Genomic DNA, 19056 nt, shown 5'->3' with positions numbered 1-19056 from the left:
TGATAACCACCAGTAAACCGATGGCAGATTTCCGATCCGTCACTCCAAAGTTTCCGGCGTGTAACTTCTCGCGGCATCGTTCTCAACTGACGACCGCTGCAGTGAGAATGCCGCTATCCGAGGACTACTTCATGAGGCCGGCGAGTGCATCCGCCAGTGCCTGCGCCCCGGTTTCGGCGTCCTCGTCCAGTACGTGTTCTTCGGGGGAGTGGGAGACGCCGCTGGGATTGCGGACAAACACCATTGCCGTTGGCACGAACGGTGAGAGAACTCCTGCATCGTGTCCGGCGCCGGTGTCCAGGATCGGGGCGTCGGGCAAGGCAGCGTGGAGTTGTTGCAGCAGTCCGGGGTCGAAATGGACGGTGGGGCTGAGTGATTCCTCGGCCAACTCGACGCTGCAGCCTTCTTCATTGGCAGCCAGTTGCGCCTGAGCATGGATGTTTTCGACGAGGGCAGCGGTGACGGCGTCGTCCGGGTGGCGGACATCGAGCCAGAAGTCCACACGGGAAGCGATGACGTTTGTTCCTCCGGGGACAGGCTGGAGCCTGCCGACGGTGGCCCGGGCGTGGGGCTGCTTCCGTGCAGCGTCGCGGATGGCTACCACGATTCGGGAAGCCGCAACCATGGGGTCGCGCCGGTCCACCATCAGCGTCGTGCCGGCATGGTTTCCCTGCCCGCGGATGGTCATGCGCCATCGGCCATGGCCCAGGATGGAAGAAGCAATGGCGATGGGTTGCTTGAAATCAACCAGCCCCCGGCCCTGCTCGACGTGCAGTTCAACGAATGACCCGATCTGCCCCAGAAGTCGCTGGTCACGCCCGACATGGCGCGGGTCCAGGCCGTTTGCCTTGGCAATGTCGGCGAATGTATTGCCGTCCGGGTCCCTGAGGTTTCGTGCCTTATCCGGATCGATGGCCCCGGTCATCAGTCGGGAGCCGAGGCACGCGACGCCAAAACGGGAGCCTTCTTCCTCGGGAAAAACCACGACGGCGAGAGGCCGGGCAGGGGTGCTCATGCGGGCCTTGAGAATGTCGACGGCGACGAGGGCTGAGGCAACGCCCAGGGGACCATCGAACGGGCCGCCGCCGGGGACTGAGTCCAAGTGGCTGCCGGTGACGATGCTGTTGCCGCGGTTCCCTCCAGGGATGTCCCACCACGCCCAAATTGCGCCGTTACGGTCGGTTTCAATGCTTAGGCCGCGCTTGCTCGCCTGTTCGACGAACCACGTCCGCAGGTCCAGTTCGGCCGTGGAGTAGACCGGGCGGGTGTAGCCGCCGCGCAGAGGATCGGTACCCGTGCCGGAGATGTCGGACAGAAGACCCGTCACAGTCGCTGTGGTGGCGCTGGAGTGGGGGGTGGTGGCGCTTTCCATTAGTGAGCTCCAGCAGTTGTAGCGTGAGCGGCGAGACGGAACTGTTCCGGGACCGTCCCGACGCCGGTGGCAAGGTCGGCTGCAAATTGACCGATCAGTGGTGCGAATTTGGCACCGTGCCCCGAGCAGGGAGAGAGGATGGTGATTCCGTCCGCACGGTCCAGAATGAAGTCTTCCGTGGGCGTATTGGTGAAGAGGCAGGTGGTCTCGGCGTACGGTTCCGGGATCAGTCCCGGAAGGTACTTTTCGACGTATTCGATGACGCCGCGGCGGTTGGCGGGGTCGATGATACCGTCCTGGGCTGCGGCCGACGGCAGGATTTTCCCGCCGTTGTACTCGGCGACCTTCTGTCCGCGGAAACCCGCGTCCCTGCCGCCCGGCAGGCCGTATGCCTGCCAGCCTTCACGTTTGTGAATGAAAGTCGGCCATGGCGCGTCGCCTGTGGTCGGCTCGGCGTAGGGGAAGTGGAAGGCCTGTTCCTGGCGTACTTCCAGAGTCGGCATGGTGGCCCGGAACGACGGGGGCAGGGATAGTGAGCCGAGCAGTTGCGGGAGCCAGCCCCCTGCGGCGACGATGACGTTCCCTGCCTTGATCGAGCGGCCATCCTTGGACGTCAGGGTGTAATTGCCAGTCGAGCCGGTAACGGCTTCCACGGCCCACTTGGTATGAACTGCGGCACCGTAGGCAACGGCCTGATCCACCATGGCGGTCACGGCTTCGTGCGCGTCGATAACGCCGGCGTCGGGGTGCCACAACACTTGAGTGTCGAAGGCTATCTGGGGCCAGCGGGTCCGGGCGTCTTCGGCGGTGAGCAACTCGTGGTTGATGCCATGGACAGCCAACGCTGCGGCGAGGCGTTCTGGTTGACGGATTGCTCCGTAGTCCACCGCGCCCGTTGCCGAGATCAGGCGCTTTCCACTAACACGGGCAAGCTCGTCCCAGCCGCGCTTCGCTTCGAGGACAAGGCCGGTGTAGAAGGTGTCCGGGTAGGCGTAACGGAAGATCCGTGCGGAGCCGTGGGAGCTGCCGGCGTCATTGGCCGGTGTCGTACGTTCAAGCAGGGCCACCTCGTGGCCGCGCGCGGCGAGATGCCACGCTGCGGCAGCGCCGGACAACCCTGCTCCGACAACGGCGTATTCGATCGTTTCCATATGTGCTCTTTCATGGTGCGTAGCTGGCTCGTAACATCGCTTCATCCAGTTACGCATTCACAAAAGTGCTGCGTCCAATATCATTTTTGTAAGGATTATTGCTTTCGAACGAAAGAATCATTGTGGAACTACGACAGCTCCGGTACTTCCTTGTAGTTGCCGAGGAACTCCACTTCGGCCGTGCGGCTGAACGTCTCCACCTCACGCAGCCGCCCCTGACGGTCGCCATCCGGCGGCTGGAGCGGGAACTTGGCGTTCAGCTGTTTGACCGCACCACGCGCAGGGTGACGCTGACCCCCGCCGGTGTGGCGTTCAGGCATCGCGTCCACGGAGCCGTCAATGAACTCGATGAAGCTGCCGACGACGTTGCCAGCGTGGCTGCCGGCATGAGCGGTCGGATCCGGCTGGGCTTTGTGAGTTCGGCCAGTTACACCACCGTCCCCGAGGCCATCCGGAGGTTCCGCGAGCAGCGGCCCAGGGTTGAGCTTGCGCTGAGTCCTCTCACCAGCGGCGAGCAGATCGAGCAGCTGCTCGACGGCGACTTGGACCTCGGACTGGTTCGTGACCCAGGCGAGATACCCGGACTGCGCATGGACTTGGTCAGTACCGAAGACCTCACCGCCGTGCTGCCAGAGACGCATGCCCTGGCGTCACGCGCGGAAATCCAACCTCAAGACCTGGAGGGTGAACCGATGATCCTCTTCCCTTACCGCCTCATGCCCGGATTCGTAGCCCGAGTACTTCGCTTGTTCGAGGAGCTGGAAACGTCTCCCCAGGTTGTCCAGCAAGTCGTCCACCAGGAAACGGTTCTTGGACTGGTATCCGCTGGCCTCGGCATCTCCATCCTTCCCGAATCCGTAAGCCGCTTTCAGATGCCCGGCGTCATTACCCGCCCCATCGCTGGACGACCCCAAACAGCCCTCTATGCTGCGCAAGGAACCAGCCGTCACCCGTCCGTCGATTTGTTCCTCGATTGTCTGGCCCCTTCCAAGTTACAAGGCTGAAACCTTCGCGAGATGATGATGTAACCCGGGATCGGTTTACTGTTATTCATCGTTGTTTCATATCGTGCAACTCGAAAACTGGAGTATCTGGTGAAGAACATAATTCTCGCGAAGACAAGACGCAGCACGGCTTTCGGCATGCCTGGGCTCCGGCGCACCGGGGAGCACTGCCCCGTGAGTGGCTGGTGGGCATCGGAAGCGGAACCCCGGTCCCCGCAATTCATTAGCGAAGGAAGCATTATGCCAACGCTGGACGGGGTAGCGGTCACTTGGATGCGGCGGCAATGAAGAGGGCCGCAACAATGCGAAACGCCTGCCTTCGGGAACTATTGACATCGCTAGGGGCTGGGCCTAGGACTGGCGGCATGGACCACGGCGGTCCGACCTAGGAGCAGTGATGGCTACTACATCGTACGGAATTGTTCACTTCTTTCCAGGTGGCACCCAAGAGCAGTACCTTGCCTCGATTGCTGCTGTCCACCCTGGCGAGGGTCAGCTGCCGGAGGGGCAAACCTTCCATGCGGGAGGTGCCTCCACCGGCGGATGGACGATCATGGCAGTGCATGAATCGAAAGAGAGCTGGGAAAAATTCAGGGATGAAATCCTTCTCCCGCGCATGCAGGCGGGCATCGAAGGAGGGTTTACAGCCCCTCCTGAGGAAACAGTAATCGACCTGTTCGCCGTCATGACCGGAACATAAAGGGAAGTTGATTCTGAATCCGCCCGGCATCTTGCTGCTGACCTCAAAGTCCCGGTGGGCGAGGACGGTTCACGATGTTGAAGTGCTTCTAATGGCAGCCGTCTTCTTGAGTTCGTGGAGGATTTCCAGTTGTTCGCGGTTGACGGCTATCAGCAGTTCGATCTCCTCCTTCGCCCTCAGATTCGTGTCGTAGTCGTGCTGGGCCATGGCGGCAGCAATGGCGTCTTGGCGTTTGGCGGCAATGAGAAGGATGGCACCCTGGAGCCCAGCCAGCATGGAGAGCAGGAGGTTCAAAAGGATGTAGGGGTATGGATCCCATGCCTTCGCCGCCAGCGCCCAGGTGTTGATTGCGGCCCAGATGATCATGAAGCCGATGAAGCTTCCAACGAAAGGCCAGCTTCCCATCCCGTTGCGCATGATGTCAGCGGCTCGCTGGCCTTTGGTGAGGGATGACTTATGCCTGTCGTGCCAGGTCTGTTGCTGATCGCTCATGTCTCAGACTAGTCCTCCGGCGAACCAGTGTTGACCCTTCGGTGATGCTGCCGATGCTTTGTACTGGCGGTCAGGTGAAGGCGGTTTGACGGGACGTATGCCGGCCAATCAGGTCGCAAAACTGCGCCGCGGGCGGGGCTTGGGCTGGGGTTGATGCCCGGTGGCCCGTCAGGGGTGAAGGTCCTCCATGGCCCAGGCCAGGAGGGTGAGTTCGAAGGGGTGCGGCTTCAGTGCTTCGTGCACGTAGGCGTCCAGTTCCAGCCGACCGGCGTTTCCGCCTTCGGCCCAGTATTTGATCCATAACCGTTCAAGCGTGAGGTTCTCTTGTTCGAGCAGGTCTCGTGCTTTTTTCCTCGGGTCGTTCATCTCCTGATATCCCAGTACTATCGGCGGGGCCTCCTGCGCAGACTGAATAATCAGCTTGCTTAGTAATTACGTTACATGGAGCAGCTTTCCGGAACAACGGGGCCGGGGGGAAGAATGGACCTACCATGGGCTCATGGAAACCCCCGTACACACAGACCAGATCCTGAGTCTCCACGAACTGGTCACCGGAACAGCCGACATCAAAGCCATCCTGCAGGGAGTGACAGGCTTCGCGTCCACCGCGATGAGCCGGGCCGCGGGGGATCACATCGACTGCGCACTGACCCTGCGCCGACGTAAACGCACGGCGACGGTTGCGGGCAGCAGCGACAAGGCAGTCCTCCTGGACCACATCGAACAAAACCTCGGTCAGGGACCGTGCTTGGATGCCCTGGATCAGGGCAGGCCGCTGTTGCTGGACGACGTCGAAACCGATGTGTCATGGCCTGAGTACAGTCGAGCGCTGGCCGCCGAGGGATGCAGGAGTGCTTTGGGTGTTCCTATGGACCTGGGCGAGTCCTCCGAAGCGGTCCTGAACTTCTTCGCGTCCAAGCCCGGTCTCTTCACCCCTGAAGTCGTCGATGAAGCCGCGGCGTTCGCGCACGTGGCCGGCAGCGCCTTGCGCCTGGCGATCCGGATAGAAACTGTGGAACAACTCAATACCGACCTGAAAACGGCGATGGCCACCAGAACTGTCATCGACCTTGCCTGCGGGGCCATCATGGCCCAGAGCCGCTGCACCCAGGAAGAAGCCTTCAAGTTCATCACCAAAGCATCAAGCCACCGGAACGAAAAAGTCTCCAAGGTCGCCACCGACATCATCACCAACCTTGGCGGCGCAGCCGACGGGCCCCTGCGCTTCGAAGACTAGGGTTGCGGGCAGGTCACTGTCGTTTACTTCCAGCACCAGGCTGTCTCCTATAGGTGGTGGCCGCGGCGGTCAGCTTCGATTTGGGCGCTGGCACGTTGCTGCATTGCGTCCCGTTCGCGACCGGCTAACGACGGCGTACCCGGCTTTACGGTGCCAGCTCGACCCGGTTTCGGCCTTCTGCTTTGGCGGTGTACAGGGCTGTGTCGGCCTCACCAAGTACAGCGTCGGCGTCGCCGTGATGCCCCGCGGTGAAGGCCGATATTCCTGCGCTTATCGTTAGGTGGCCCGTCGGGTCCCCGGAATGGATGATGTTCAGGGCCTCAACGGCGTGAAGTGCCCGTTCCAGCATGTCATTGGCTCTCTGTCTTGACTGATTGGGCAGCACGAGGAGGAATTCCTCGCCGCCGTACCGGTAGACACCGTCGCTGCTGCGAACCACGCTGGCGAGAGCTGCCCCGATGGCCCGTAGCGCCTGGTCACCTGCCTGGTGTCCGTAGATGTCGTTGTAGCTTTTGAAATTGTCGACGTCGCACATGGCCAGGCAGTAATCCTCCTCGTACCGTTGGCTGCGCGCGTGCAGTTGTGTGAGGTCTTCGCTGAGTTTGAGCCTGTTGTTCAGGCCTGTCAGGGGATCGGTTCGGGCTTGCTGTGCGAGCATCTTCCGGTAATGGGCCAGGTCGGCGTGCAATGTGGTCACCCGGTTTGCCACCAGCAGCCGGGTGTGCAGGACAAAAGGGTCCAATGGCTTGGTGACGTAGTCGTCTGCGCCGGCTTGAAGCCCGGCGAGGATGTCGTCCCGGGAGCCTTGCGAGGTCAGTAGCACCAGGTAGGTGTACAGGTCTGTGTCCCGAGCCCGGATGGCCCGGCACAGGGCCAGACCGTCCAGGCCGGGCATCATCCAGTCCGTAACCACTACGTCCGGCTGGTGCTCCAGGAACAGGGCCCACGCCTCGTCGCCGTTTGTCGCCGTGAGACAGCTGTGTCCGGAGCGGTCGACGGCGGCCTTCGCTACCAGGAGCGATCCCGGGTCGTCATCTGCAACGAGGACCCTCACCGCGCACCATCCAAGGCCTGCTCGAGTTCGATATTCACGTTTGCAAGCTCCGCTTCCAATCGGCTGAGGAGCTGAGGGACGTCGTCGAATTTTCCGCTGTGCGCGGTTGCTTCGATCTCGCCGCATAGGGCTGCAGCGGTGGTGGCGCCGATGTTGGCGGCGGCGCCCCTGAGTGCGTGGGCAGTCCGGGTCATCGCCGGGCCGTCATTGTCGGTAATTGCTTGGTGCAGGGAGGCAATCCGGGACGGGATGTCCTTCCGGAATGCTTCTGCCGCCGCGGGAAGCAGGCCCATTCCGTCTGAAGGTCCGAGGTCGCGAAGTATGGCCAGCCGGCTTTCGTCGAGCCCCAGCCTCGCGGGTTCGGTGGCCACAGCCGAATGACCACCGGTCACGGCCAGGGGTCGCTCGGGCACGGCGCGCGTGCGTTGATACGGGACCCACCGGGCCAGCGCTGCTTCAAGTTCGGCGGCGTCGACCGGTTTGGCGAGGTAATCGTCCATGCCCGCGCCGAGGCAGCGTTCCCGGTCGCCGTCGAGGGCACCGGCAGTCATGGCGATGACGGGAAGCCTGCTGTTTCCGTTCTCGCGGCTCCGGATGATCCCGGTAGCCTCGAATCCGTCCATCACCGGCATATGGCAGTCCATCAGGACAGCGTCATACTGAACCTTTCCGACGGCGGCAACGGCGTCGGCCCCGTTGGGGACGACATCGACGTCGTAGCCCAGCTTCGCCACTGTGGAGCGGGCCACGAGCTGGTTGACTTCGTTGTCTTCGACGACGAGAAGGCGGCCGCGGACGGGTCCCCGGTAGGAGGGACCGGTTGCGGAGGGCTCGCTCATGGCCGCCTTGGTAAGCCTCTTGGTCGGCGGCCGTTGTTCGCTGGTGGACATCAAGCGGATCAACCGGTTGTAGAACTCAGAGCTGCGGACTGGTTTCATCAGCCATTCCCGGACCCCGGCGTTGGCGATTGCGGAGCCGTCGATCTGCATGGTCGAGGTGAGCATGATCAGCTCGATGCTGGCCAGGGCCGGATCAGCTTTGAAGGCCCGGGCCAGTTCCAGGCCGTTGGTTTCAGGCATGCACATGTCCAGGACCGCAAGGTCGTAAGGTTCTCCCCGCTGTGCCGCATCCCGGGCCACGGCCACCGCTGTCTTTGCGTCGGGTACGGCGTGAGGTTGCAGCCGCCAGCCGCGCAGCTGCGACTCCAGCACCAGGCGGTTCGTGGCGTTGTCGTCCACAACCAGTGCACGCATACCGGTGAGGAAGCCCGCGGCCGGCAAGGGGTCGGCGGACGGTGGTGCCACCGGTAACGGGATACGGAACCAGAAGACACTGCCTTCACCAGGCACGCTGTCCATTCCGATCTCACCGTTCATGGCTGTGGTCAGGCGGCTGCAAATTGCGAGCCCCAAGCCGGTTCCGCCATACCGGCGGGTGGTCGAGGCATCAGCCTGGGAAAATGATTCGAACAACCGTGCATGCTGCGTGGGCTCGATGCCGATTCCTGTATCCCGGACTTCGAAGTACACCATGGCAATCGATTCGGGCCGGGCGTCACGTGTTTCGGTCCTAATCCGGATGGCCACTTCTCCTGCGGCCGTGAACTTCACGGCGTTGGAAGCCAGGTTCAATAGGATCTGGCGGATCCGGCCCGAGTCTCCGATCAGCCTGCCGGGAAGGTCGGGCTCGCAATAGGCGATGAGCTCCAACCGCTTGGCCTGCGCCGGCTCGGCCAGCAGCCCTGCGACCTCTTCCACCAGGAGCCGGGGATCGAAGGGGCGCAGGTCCAGTTCAACCTTGCCCGCCTCGAGTTTGGAAAAATCAAGGATGTCATTGATCAAGGCCAGCAGCGCCTCGCCGGCGCCTTTGACTCCTTCCGCATACTGCTTCTGTGTCTCATCCAAAGCGGTGTCGAGCAAGAGGGCAGTCAGTCCCACAACACCATTCATCGGAGTCCGGATTTCGTGGCTCATGGTGGCCAGGAATTCGGACTTGAGCCTGCTTGCTTCCAGCGCGGCGGACCTTGCCGCTTTCAGCTCGTTTTCGGCGGCCCGGCGCCGGGTGATGTCCCTGGCGATGATGGCGATCCCTCGCAGGTCTCCATCTTTTTGGATCGGCGAGACCGTCATGGACACCGGAATGACAGACCCGTCCTTGCCTACGTGTTCGGTTTCAAAGTTCATCGCGTCGCGGCTCTCCCGGAGCCGACCGAACATCTCCTCCGTCCCGTCCGCGCTTCCCCCGGGCAGGAGCATGCGTATGTCGCGGCCGATGGCCTCCTCGGCAGGGTAGCCATACTGCCGCTCCGCACCGGGATTCCAGCTAATGATGGCTCCTTGCGGGGAGGTGCTCATGATGGCATCCGTGGAGGAATTCACAATCGCGCCCAAGCCCTCAAGCTCCGCAGTCCGTGAGGCTACTTCCCGTTCCAGCCCCGTAGTCAGAGTGATGTTCTGAACGACAATCAGCACCTGGCGGATCAGGATGAGGACGACCGTTGCCCTGGCCACCACCAGCAGGAACGGACCGAGTTCCTGAACATGCGGCCCGGCAACGACCACCAGCGCCACCATGATGGGGACGTAGGGGAGCAGTTCCAAGGCCAGAGCGAATGCCTTGCGCTCGGGCTGCGGCTTTTGCGCGTAGGGGACCAGTGGTGCAAGCGCAATCAGGAGGAAAGCACCGATCCACCCCAGTGCCAGGGGGGAACCTGTTACTCCAGTGACGCCGTCGAACGTGAGCCTGATGTAGGTGCTGTCGGTGATGGTGAGCGCGAGCAATCCGCCGCCGAAGCATAGCCAGGGGAGGCGTTCTCCTGGCTGCCGGCGCATGGCGAGCACCAGCACCAGGGATGTCATGACCACATCCACCACGGGGTAGGCCGAACTGACGAGCACCGTCAGGAAGTCACCTTCGGAGCTTAATGCCGGCCCGAGTGCCGTGTACCAGTTGACCGCCAGGACCGAGCCCGCGATCACCGAGGCATCAAGAGCTGCCCTGACCCAGCCCACCCTGGTGGTCCCGGCTGGCCGCTTGAAGCTGAACAGTGCGGCGGCGGCAGGTATGGAGTACGCGAGGAACAGGACGTCGGCGATCGAGGGAAACGGGTACGTGTTGTTGTTGGTGAGACCGAAGACCGTCCAGATCGCTTGGCCCCCAGCCCACGTAAAGGCGGCCACAGCCAGAAGGGACCACGCCCGGGCATTCTCACCCCTCCGGGCGGCCACGCTGCAGCTGAGACCGGCTGTCAGGGCGGCAGCAAGGATGCAAAAGTCACCTGTTACCTTGGCCTGCGCCGTTCCGTTGTTCCAGACGAAATATAACGCCAGCACCCCAAGGAGCATGGCAGTGAATACAACGAGCCCAACGACCCGGGCCATGCGTCCGCCGATCCGCCGTCGCGGTCTGAGGAGATCGTTCTGAGACACGTGGAGCCCTCCCAATAGAGCATCTCTCACCCGCACGAACCTGAGACCCGGGCCGCCCGAAGAGCCGGGCGGAGACGCACACTCAAAATATAGCTCTCAAGGCCACGCCAAGTGCTTCATGTGCCGGCTAATCGGCGATTCAGCCGAGGCCGAGCGTAGTGCATGGCAGGTGCGATACGGGTTCCTATCGTTAGTCTGGCTGACCGAGAAAAAGGCTCACGGTGGTCCCTTCACCAGGGTTACCTGAAATTTCCAGGCGCCCCTTGTGGGCTGCTGCGATGCGGGCACACGTCGCCAACCCCAACCCAGACCCGGGCGGATCCCCATCCCGGCGTAGACGGACCAGCGGCTCCACTACGCGGCTGCGGTCCCCTGGGGTGATTCCCTTACCGTTGTCCATCACCTGCACTACGGCGCCGGTACTGGTTGGCTGGCCTTGGACTCGAATCGCCGGACGAACTCCGGAACAGGCATAGGCGACCGCGTTTTGAATGAGATTTTGCAGCGCGGTGCGCATTTGTGCCTCGTCAGCATCGAAGGCAAAGTCCTCACATTCGATCACCGCACCCGCTTCACCTAACCCGAGGCTTAAGTCAGCCGTGACCTCCTCCACCAACTTTGCCAGCGAAAGCTGCTTCCTCTCCAGAGAGCCACCGATGGAGGCGAATGAGAGAAGTTCCTCAACCATGGACAGCATTCTGCGACCACTCGAACCTACTATTTCCAGGTACGCCGAGGTCTCGTTCGGAGGAGGGGCGGGGTCCGTGGACGCCAGTTCCACGTATCCAAGGATCGTCGTTAGAGGGGTACGGAGGTCGTGGCTGACCCTTCCGGTGAAGGCGGCCAGCCTCTCGTTACTCGCTGTTGCGGCACCCAAGGCGTCAGCGAGGTCGGCGTGCAGGGCTGTCACGCGGTGAGCGGCGAGGAGGCGAGTATGCAGGAGGAAGGGATCCAAGGGTTTGGTGACATAATCATCGGCTCCAGCCTCCATGCCGAGGAGGACATCCTCCCGGGAACCATGGGAGGTCACGAGCACCACGTATGTATAGGCGTCTCCGTCGGCGGAACGGATAGCGCGGCACAGACTTAGTCCATCCATCCCTGGCATCTGCAGGTCCGTTACTACCACGTGCGGGCGGCGCGTCTGGTACAGGTCCCACGCGGTATCGCCATCGGCGGCCGTGAAGCATTCATGCCCGGACTGTTCCACGGCAGCTTGGGCGACCAGCAAGGACCCGGGATCATCGTCGACGACGAGCACCTTTAGAGACTCCCCGGGTCTGCCCATGCGTCCTCCCCATTTCGCGCGACATTGTGGCCAGCAGGGTCACCGTATCTTCCAACAAAGCGACCGCGCGGATCACGAACACTGAAGTCAACGGACACGTCGGCCACGCCACGCCGGTAACGGCGGCTGTGCAGCCCCGTCCTGCCCGAGTCTAGTCGCGCCCAGCACGGAATTAGACTCCCGCGCTGAGGGTGTCCAGAACTGATTGGGCGAACTTACTCCTGACGCTTTTCAGGCCGGCGCCTCGCGGGCACAACGAATGCCGCGGACATCCGCGTAACGGTCACCGCCAATGGCAAATCGCCCCACGCACAGTTCAGGATTGAGAACGACGGCGCCACAGGGGTAACCCTGACTGTGACGGACGCTTACGGCGCTGGTTCCCAAACGGTCTCGCTCACACGGGGCGAGGACAAGGTGGTCGTTATCCCGGCCCAAGGCGGTTGGTATGACCTGACCGTCACCTCCGCCGCTGACCCGAAGCTTGTCCGGGTCCTGGCGGGCCGGCTGGAAAACGGGAGTCCGCTAACGAGCGATCCCCAGTTGGGTCGGTAACCGAACCCGCATCGGCGCCTAGCGCCGGTGTCGGCGCGGGCTGAGAGAGCTGTCCTCCACTTTGCCCTTGGGGTCTGAACAATTTGCAGTTACTATGCATATTGTTAGGTGAGTGTGATCTAGACCTCACTTATGGAACCCGAGGCGAAGGGGCCACGCGTTGATGCGAGCGGATGTGAACAGCGACTATTTCCTGCTTGATGATGAACTGACACCCAAGGAGCGGGGGCTGCGGGACACGGTCCGTTCCTACGTGGAATCGGACATCCTTCCGGTCATCAATGACTACTGGGAACGCGCGGAATTCCCTACCGAGGTGTTACCGGGGCTGGTCCGACTCGGGATTATCGGCGGCACGATCGAGGGATACGGCTGCCCGGGCTTGAGCCGCAGGGCGGCCGGAATCGTTGCCCGCGAGATAGCGCGCGGGGACGGTTCCATCAATACTTTCATCGGCGTTCATTCGTCCTTGGCCATGGGCGCGATCAATATGCTCGGCAATGAGGCTCAGCGCCAGCGCTGGCTGCCCTCCATGGCAATCCTGTCGAAAATCGGCGCGTTCGCGCTCACCGAACCGCTGCACGGCTCGGATTCGGTGGCCCTGGAAACCAGCGCCCGCCGGGAGGGTGACAGCTATGTCCTCAACGGACACAAGCGGTGGATCGGCAACGGATACATGGCTGACGTCGTCATCGTGTTCGCCCGCGATGATGCCGACGCCAAGGTGAAGGCGTTCGTGCTGGAAAGGGGCGACGACGGCGAGCACCCGGCCGGTTACAGGCCCACCGTGATCACGGGCAAGATCGGCAAGCGTGCAATACAGCAGGCTGACATTGTCCTCGACGGCGTGAGGGTCCCGGCCGAAAACCGGCTGGAGAACTGTGACTCATTCAAGGATGTCACCCGGGTTCTCACCGCGACTCGGGGCGGGGCCGCGTGGGAGGCGATGGGCCACGGCATGGCCGCCTACCAGATTGCCGCCCGTTATGCCCTGGAGCGGGAGCAGTTCGGCCGGCCGATCGGTTCGTTCCAGTTGGTGCAGAACAAGCTCGCCAACATGCTCAGCGAGCTGACAGCCATGCAGTTGATGTGCCACCGGATGGCCGAGCTTGCCGAAACCGGCCGGTTGACCAGCCCGATGGCTTCCATGGTGAAGATGTCCACGGCGCAGAAAGCCAAGTGGATATGCGCCGAGGCCCGCGACGTGCTGGCCGGCAACGGCATCCTGCTCGAACGGCATGTGGCCCGGCACATGACGGACATGGATGTCGTCAGCACCTACGAGGGAACTGACTCCATTCAATCCCTGCTGGTCGGCCGGGACATCACCGGCATCTCCGCATTCAAATAAGTACCTACAGAGGGGTCAGGGACATCATGACCGAACCAGCACACCGGATCGTCGCCGTCGACATCGTTGACGGCGTCGCACGAATCACCATGAACCACGGCCGGGTAAACGCATTAGGCCGGGAGTTGCGCGGGGCACTGAGCGATGCGCTCGAAAGGCTCGCCGGGGATCCAGCCGTCACTGCTGTCCTTTTGCTCGGCCAGCCCCAAGCATTCTCGGCCGGGGCGGACATTACCGAATTCAACAGCCCCGAATTTGGCACCCCCGGACGCGACAGCCGGCCCGCCGAACCGGATCTCGGGGAGCTGGTGGCGTTGGTCGAAGAGTTCCCGAAACCTGTCATCGCAGGAATCACCGGCGTAGCCTTGGGCGGGGGCCTGGAGCTGGCGATGGCCGCCCACGCCCGGATCGCCGCGCCGACGGCGCGCCTCGGCCTGCCGGAGATCACCCTTGGATTGCTGCCCGGAGCCGGCGGAACGGGGCGCCTGCCCCGCCTGGTTGGACCGGAACGTGCCCTGGAAATGATCCTCACCGGCAAACAAGTATCCGCCTCCGAAGCGCTCCGGGACGGCCTGGTCGATGCGCTGATCGACGATCCAGGCTCGCCGAAGACCGTGCGCTGGGCTGCCGATTTCGTGGCCACGCGCACAGCGGAGCGGACCCGTGACCGGGCCGGCAGAATTGCTGAGGCCGCGGCCACACCCGGGACCGTGAGGCGCCTGTCTGCGGACGCGCTGCGCAAGGCCAAGGACCCTTATGCTGCCCAGGCCGCGATTGAGGCTATGGCGACCAGTATCGAACAGTCGTTTGACCGCGGAGCGGACGTTGAGCGGACGAAGTTCGAGGAACGACTCAAGAGCCCTGAATCGGCAGCCCAGCGCCACCTCTTTACCGCTGAGCGGGCAGCGCGCAAACCCACTGATCTCAGTCCGGACGCGGCGAGGACCGTCCGGCGTGCAGGCGTCATCGGTGCCGGGACCATGGGCGGCGGGATCGCCATGGCCCTGGCAGGGGCGGCCATCCCCGTCACCGTTGTGGAGGCGGAACGATCCGCACTGGACCGCGGCCTGGCACAGATCGAGAAGAACCTTGCCATCTCGGTCTCCCGCGGCAGCCGGACCCAAGACGACGCAGCACGCCTGAAGTCGCTGATCACGGGCAGCCTGGACTACGCGGACCTCGCCGACGCCGACCTTGTCATTGAGGCAGCCTTCGAGGACCTGCAGGTCAAGCAGGAAATCTTCGCAACTCTGGACCGTCACGTGCGCCCCGACTGCGTCCTCGCCTCCAACACCTCCTACCTGAGCATCGACGGGATTGCAGCAGAAACGCGCCTTCCCGGCCGAATGCTGGGTCTGCACTTTTTCAGCCCGGCGAACGTGATGCCGCTGGTTGAGGTGGTCCGCGGAGCAGCGACCGACACTGCGGCGCTCGCCACAGGTTTCGCCACCGCCCGCCGGATGGGGAAGACACCCGTGGTCGTTCGCGTCTGCCATGGTTTCGTCGGGAACCGGATGCTTGAGGTGCGTTCGTTGCAGGCCGAGCAGCTGCTGCTCGAGGGTGCCCTGCCGGGCCAGGTGGACAGAGTCCTGAAAGGCTTCGGCTTCCGGATGGGGCCGTTTGAGATGGGTGACATGGCGGGTCTGGATATTGGTTGGCGGAGCCGCAAGGCCGAGGGTCGGACCGCACTGACCGCGGACGCGCTGTGTGAGGCCGGGCGGTTCGGGCAGAAGACCGGTGCGGGCTACTACGCGTACGCGGGCCGGGAAAGGCGTGATGATCCCGAGGTTGAGCAGCTCATCCTGGACATCTCACGGAACCTTGGCATATCCCGCCGGGAAATTTCAGACCGCGAAATCCTCGAACGGTTGCTCTTTCCAATGATCAACGAAGGCGCACGCATCCTCGATGAGGGAATCGCGGAGCGGGCTGGTGACATCGACGTCATCTGGGCCAAAGGCTACAACTGGCCCGCATACCGGGGCGGGCCCATGTGGTACGCCGGCCACGTCGGTACCGGCTACGTCGCGGAACGCCTGAGATTCTACGCGGAGCAGACCGTGGATGTAACGTTGCTGCCCGCCGGGTTCTTGGCCGAAGCCGCCCACGATGTGGGTTCGGCCGCGGGCCTGCGGGGATGACGACAGCTGTGGATGGACGAACCGCCCGCGCCCGGCGGACCCTCAGGATTATCAGTGACGCCCATATCGGGCTGATCAACGACGGGGAACTCAAACCGTCCGCCAAGCAGATCGCGGCCCGTGCAGGGGTCTCTGTCCGTGCGCTGTGGGACCACTACAAGGACATGGAAGCCCTCATGGCCAACACGGCCGCCCGCCAACTCACCGAACAGGACGAGGCTTTCAAGCCGGTGCCAGCGGGGCTGCCTCTCGCGGAACGTGTCGCGGCATACAGCTTGCAGCGCGCTGCGGTCCTGGAGGCCATCGCACCGCTTGCCCGTGCCGCCGATCTGCAGCGTCCGTTCTCCGCGGCGTTGCAACAGAACTTGCAGGAGAACCTTAAGCGGATCAGGAACGACGTCGAACGGTTGTTCGAAGTTGAACTGGCCGGGCTGGACCCGGCACGCCGAACGCGCATGGTCCTGTCGATCTGCGCGGCCGCGGACTGGGCGACCTGGAAGCTGCTGAGGGACTCCCTGGGGCAGTCCGTGGAACAGGCACGGGCTGTCGTCGAAAACACGTTGACCGCATTGCTCGATGGTCCGACAATCGGGCCCGACAACACGAGAAAGCAGAACCCATGACCGCTTTATCGCTCGCCTCCATTCTCGCCGAATCGGCCCGCAAATACCCGGACAAGACCGCCGTCATAAGCGGCGGCCAGTCGTACACCTATTCGCGGCTGTGGCAGCACGCCCGCAGCTACGCCGGGCAGCTCCAGCAAGCCGGAATCGGACCGGGCGACGTCGTGGCGCTCATGTCCCCGAACGTCGTAGAGTTCCCCACCGCCTACTATGGCGTGCAGGCTGCCGGCGGAGTCGTGGTCCCCGTGCACCTGCTGCTGACCGTCGAGGAAGTCATCCATGTGCTCCGCGACAGCGGCGCCAAAATCCTCGTCTGCCACGCCGCGTTCCTCGCAATCGGGCGGCAGGCGGCCGAGGAGACCGGAATCCCGGTGCTGCTCGTGGGCCCCGTGCCCGAGGGAGAAGACAACGTGTCCCGCCTCCGCTCCGATGGCGACCGCGAATTGGGCAGCTACGTTACCCGGGAGGCGGAGGATCCGGCTGTCATCTTCTACACCTCCGGCACAACGGGCCGGCCCAAAGGCGCCGTCCTGACGCACCTGAACATGGTCATGAACGCGACCGTATCGGCCGTGGACGCCAACGACGTGCGTACCAGCGACATCGCACTCGGTTGCCTTCCGCTGTTCCACGTCTTCGGACAAACAGCCAGCATGAACGCACTGTTCCGGCTCGGCGGCACTCTCGTTCTGTTGCCACGGTTCACCGGCGAGGCAGCGCTGGAGCTGATGGCCGCCCACGATGTGAACGTCTTCCACGGCGTCCCCACCATGTACATGCAGCTGCTTAGCGCCGCCGAAGGCAGACCTGAACTGCCGTCACTGCGGCTGTGCGTCTCTGGGGGCGCAGCGCTGCCCCTGGCCGTCATGGAAAAGTTCAATTCCACGTTCAACGCCACCATCTATGAAGGCTACGGACTGTCCGAAACATCCCCGGTGGTCAGCACCAATACCCCGCACTCAGGCGTCCGGCCCGGAAGCGTCGGACAGGCCATCTGGGGTGTGGAGGTCCAGATCGGCGATCACCGGGTACCCGAACGAGTGGTTCCCGTGCCAACCGGTGAGCTCGGAGAGATCTTGGTCCGCGGCCACAACGTCTTCGCCGGCTACCTCAACAACCCGCAAGCCACGCAGCAAGCAATGGTGGAGGGCTGGTTCCGTACCGGGGACCTCGGAACCATGGACGAGGACGGGTTCATCTATGTAGTCGACCGGACCAAGGACGTCATCATCCGCTCGGGCTACAACGTCTACCCGCGGGAGGTCGAAGAGGTCCTCTCCCGTCACCCCGCGATCGCCCAGGTCGCCGTCATCGGCATCCCGGACGAGTTGCGGGGCGAGGAAGTGTGCGCGGTCGTTGTCCTGGATCCTGCCCACGCGGACAACGCACCCAGCGCGCAGGACATCATCGACTGGAGCCAAGAGCACCTTGCCAAATACAAATACCCCCGCCACATCCGGTTCGTCGGCGAGTTTCCTTTGGGCCCCAGCCACAAAGTGCTCAAAAGGGAACTGCGCCGGACTGTGGGCCTCGGCGAACAAAACCAGGCCTGAAGGACCGCAGCCACACCCGCCTTGAAGCCGGAGCGTCGGGCGCTTGAGGAACTTTGGGAAGAAACCGGCCTGGGTGGGGCAAATCTCCTCGATCTCAGGGCTGGAACTGTTCAGCGGCTCAGCACCGTTTCGCCTGCGGCCTTCGGTCGGGCGTGCTGATGAGTATCCTGCCTTCACGCGGGCCTTGCCGGGCGTCCGACGTTTGGAGTTCTTGGGGCATGAAGCGGCCGCCCGATATGGAACTGGCACCCTGAAGAACCGATCGCTCGCCACTCCGCAAGAAGTCTTGAAAAGCGTTTCACTGAAAAGCTATGTGTTCGCGTGCTGGAATGGCACGATAGCGGTTGTCAGGAGACTGATCATTCATTTGGGGGATGTTGGGGATCCATGGGGCAGGACAGCCAGGATAGCGACACGAGCACGTCAGCAACGCGGCCACTTAGGGCTGGTTTGGATGCCTGAGGAGCGGCTTGGCTTCCGGCGCCATCAGAGTGTTTTGCCGGGGCGGCTGGGACACTGGCTGCTGGTTTTGATCGGACTCGAAGCCGGGGTGGCCGTGTCGATCAGTGTTCCTCATCTCTTTGGGGATGAACCGTGGATGGTTTTTGACGATTCCTCGTGGGTTCTGTACCTTCTGGCGCTGGCACTCATTCCCGTCGTCCTCTGGGCGGCCTGGGCTCTCGTGCGCCAGCAGCAGCGGGAGCGGGGTGAAGCATTCCGAATGGCACGGCTGATCGATACGATGTCGACCGCGAGCCGGGAATGGTTGTGGGCTACCGGGCCAGACGGGCGGTTTATCTTTTGCAGTCCGGCGTGCCGGGATTTGACCGGGTATGATTCTGCCGAGCTGGTGGGCCTGCACTTCAGCCTGGTGATTGCTGGTGATGACTTGGCCGCGGCGGTGCGAGATAGGGTTGCCAGTGAGTCTGAGGACGGCTCATGGTCCGGCCTTGAATCAGTTTGCCGGCGGAAGAATGGCACCACCGTTGTTGTAGAGGTTTCCGGCAGCCCGTTGCGCGACAGCGCGGGGAACGCTGTTGGATTCGAAGGATGGTCACGTCCCGCTGAGTGGTGGAGTTTCTCGACCCCGTGCGGGTCAGCTGGTTT

The 19056-nt window shown here is 63.0% G+C and carries 16 protein-coding genes; 9 read left to right on the top strand and 7 right to left on the bottom strand.

Features of this window, described 5'->3' with window-relative positions:
• Positions 1 to 124: 124 nt before the first annotated feature.
• Together QRN04_RS14410 and QRN04_RS14405 are read right to left on the bottom strand one after the other, a co-directional pair.
• Complete coding sequence (locus QRN04_RS14410; protein ID WP_284976713.1) at positions 125 to 1372, bottom strand: allantoate amidohydrolase; 1248 nt, start codon at positions 1370 to 1372, stop codon at positions 125 to 127.
• Complete coding sequence (locus QRN04_RS14405) at positions 1372 to 2523, bottom strand: FAD-dependent oxidoreductase (protein WP_284976712.1); 1152 nt, start codon at positions 2521 to 2523, stop codon at positions 1372 to 1374. The genes QRN04_RS14410 and QRN04_RS14405 overlap by 1 nt, the downstream gene beginning before the upstream one ends.
• A 98-nt stretch (positions 2524 to 2621) precedes the next feature.
• On the opposite strand from QRN04_RS14405, the gene QRN04_RS14400 reads away from it, so the two are divergent.
• Positions 2622 to 3527 carry a LysR substrate-binding domain-containing protein gene (locus QRN04_RS14400; protein ID WP_284976711.1) on the top strand — a complete coding sequence of 302 codons (906 nt, stop codon included), beginning with the start codon at positions 2622 to 2624 and terminating at the stop codon, positions 3525 to 3527.
• Between the two features lie 397 nt (positions 3528 to 3924).
• Positions 3925 to 4227, top strand: coding sequence for a hypothetical protein (locus QRN04_RS14395; protein ID WP_284976710.1), 303 nt, complete (start codon positions 3925 to 3927; stop codon positions 4225 to 4227).
• Positions 4228 to 4296: 69 nt separating this feature from the next.
• Here the strand turns inward: QRN04_RS14395 and QRN04_RS14390 are convergent, their stop codons facing one another.
• Entirely contained in the window at positions 4297 to 4719 is a 423-nt protein-coding gene (locus QRN04_RS14390; RefSeq protein WP_284976709.1) for a DUF1003 domain-containing protein, read from the bottom strand.
• 168 nt (positions 4720 to 4887) lie between these two features.
• Positions 4888 to 5085, bottom strand: coding sequence for a hypothetical protein (locus QRN04_RS14385; protein ID WP_284976708.1), 198 nt, complete (start codon positions 5083 to 5085; stop codon positions 4888 to 4890).
• A 133-nt stretch (positions 5086 to 5218) separates the two neighbouring features.
• Between QRN04_RS14385 and QRN04_RS14380 the strand changes: the two genes are divergently transcribed.
• Positions 5219 to 5956: a GAF and ANTAR domain-containing protein gene (locus QRN04_RS14380; RefSeq protein ID WP_284976707.1), complete on the top strand. Its 738-nt coding sequence runs from the start codon at positions 5219 to 5221 to the stop codon at positions 5954 to 5956.
• A 145-nt stretch (positions 5957 to 6101) separates the two neighbouring features.
• On the opposite strand, the gene QRN04_RS14375 is transcribed toward QRN04_RS14380, so the two are convergent.
• The 3 genes from QRN04_RS14375 to QRN04_RS14365 all read right to left on the bottom strand — a co-directional run bounded on the left by QRN04_RS14375 (position 6102) and on the right by QRN04_RS14365 (position 11726).
• Positions 6102 to 7010, bottom strand: a complete 909-nt coding sequence (locus QRN04_RS14375; RefSeq protein ID WP_284976706.1) for a GGDEF domain-containing protein — start codon at positions 7008 to 7010, stop codon at positions 6102 to 6104.
• Complete coding sequence (locus QRN04_RS14370; protein WP_284976705.1) at positions 7007 to 10438, bottom strand: response regulator; 3432 nt, start codon at positions 10436 to 10438, stop codon at positions 7007 to 7009. Before QRN04_RS14370 ends, QRN04_RS14375 begins: the two co-directional genes overlap by 4 nt.
• A 190-nt stretch (positions 10439 to 10628) precedes the next feature.
• Positions 10629 to 11726, bottom strand: a complete 1098-nt coding sequence (locus QRN04_RS14365; protein ID WP_284976704.1) for an ATP-binding response regulator — start codon at positions 11724 to 11726, stop codon at positions 10629 to 10631.
• A gap of 270 nt (positions 11727 to 11996) precedes the next feature.
• Between QRN04_RS14365 and QRN04_RS14360 the strand changes: the two genes are divergently transcribed.
• The 6 genes from QRN04_RS14360 to QRN04_RS14335 form a co-directional block, all read left to right on the top strand.
• On the top strand, positions 11997 to 12281 hold the full coding sequence (locus QRN04_RS14360; protein ID WP_350224942.1) for a phospholipase domain-containing protein: 285 nt from the start codon (positions 11997 to 11999) through the stop codon (positions 12279 to 12281).
• Between the two features lie 163 nt (positions 12282 to 12444).
• Positions 12445 to 13632, top strand: coding sequence for an acyl-CoA dehydrogenase family protein (locus QRN04_RS14355; RefSeq protein WP_284976703.1), 1188 nt, complete (start codon positions 12445 to 12447; stop codon positions 13630 to 13632).
• A 26-nt stretch (positions 13633 to 13658) separates the two neighbouring features.
• Entirely contained in the window at positions 13659 to 15773 is a 2115-nt protein-coding gene (locus QRN04_RS14350; protein WP_284976702.1) for a 3-hydroxyacyl-CoA dehydrogenase NAD-binding domain-containing protein, read from the top strand.
• 8 nt (positions 15774 to 15781) lie between these two features.
• Positions 15782 to 16396: a TetR/AcrR family transcriptional regulator gene (locus QRN04_RS14345; RefSeq protein WP_284976701.1), complete on the top strand. Its 615-nt coding sequence runs from the start codon at positions 15782 to 15784 to the stop codon at positions 16394 to 16396.
• Complete coding sequence (locus QRN04_RS14340; protein WP_284976700.1) at positions 16393 to 17949, top strand: long-chain-fatty-acid--CoA ligase; 1557 nt, start codon at positions 16393 to 16395, stop codon at positions 17947 to 17949. The genes QRN04_RS14345 and QRN04_RS14340 overlap by 4 nt, the downstream gene beginning before the upstream one ends.
• Before the next feature lie 73 nt (positions 17950 to 18022).
• Positions 18023 to 19056: PAS domain-containing protein (locus QRN04_RS14335; RefSeq protein ID WP_284976699.1), on the top strand; the 1034-nt coding region annotated here is incomplete at its 3' end.

Origin of the sequence: Arthrobacter sp. efr-133-TYG-104 (assembly GCF_030208915.1) — a bacterium.
Lineage (GTDB): Bacteria > Actinomycetota > Actinomycetes > Actinomycetales > Micrococcaceae > Arthrobacter.
Note: the sequence above shows the minus strand (reverse complement) of the source record. Positions and strands in the feature narration are given on the sequence as shown.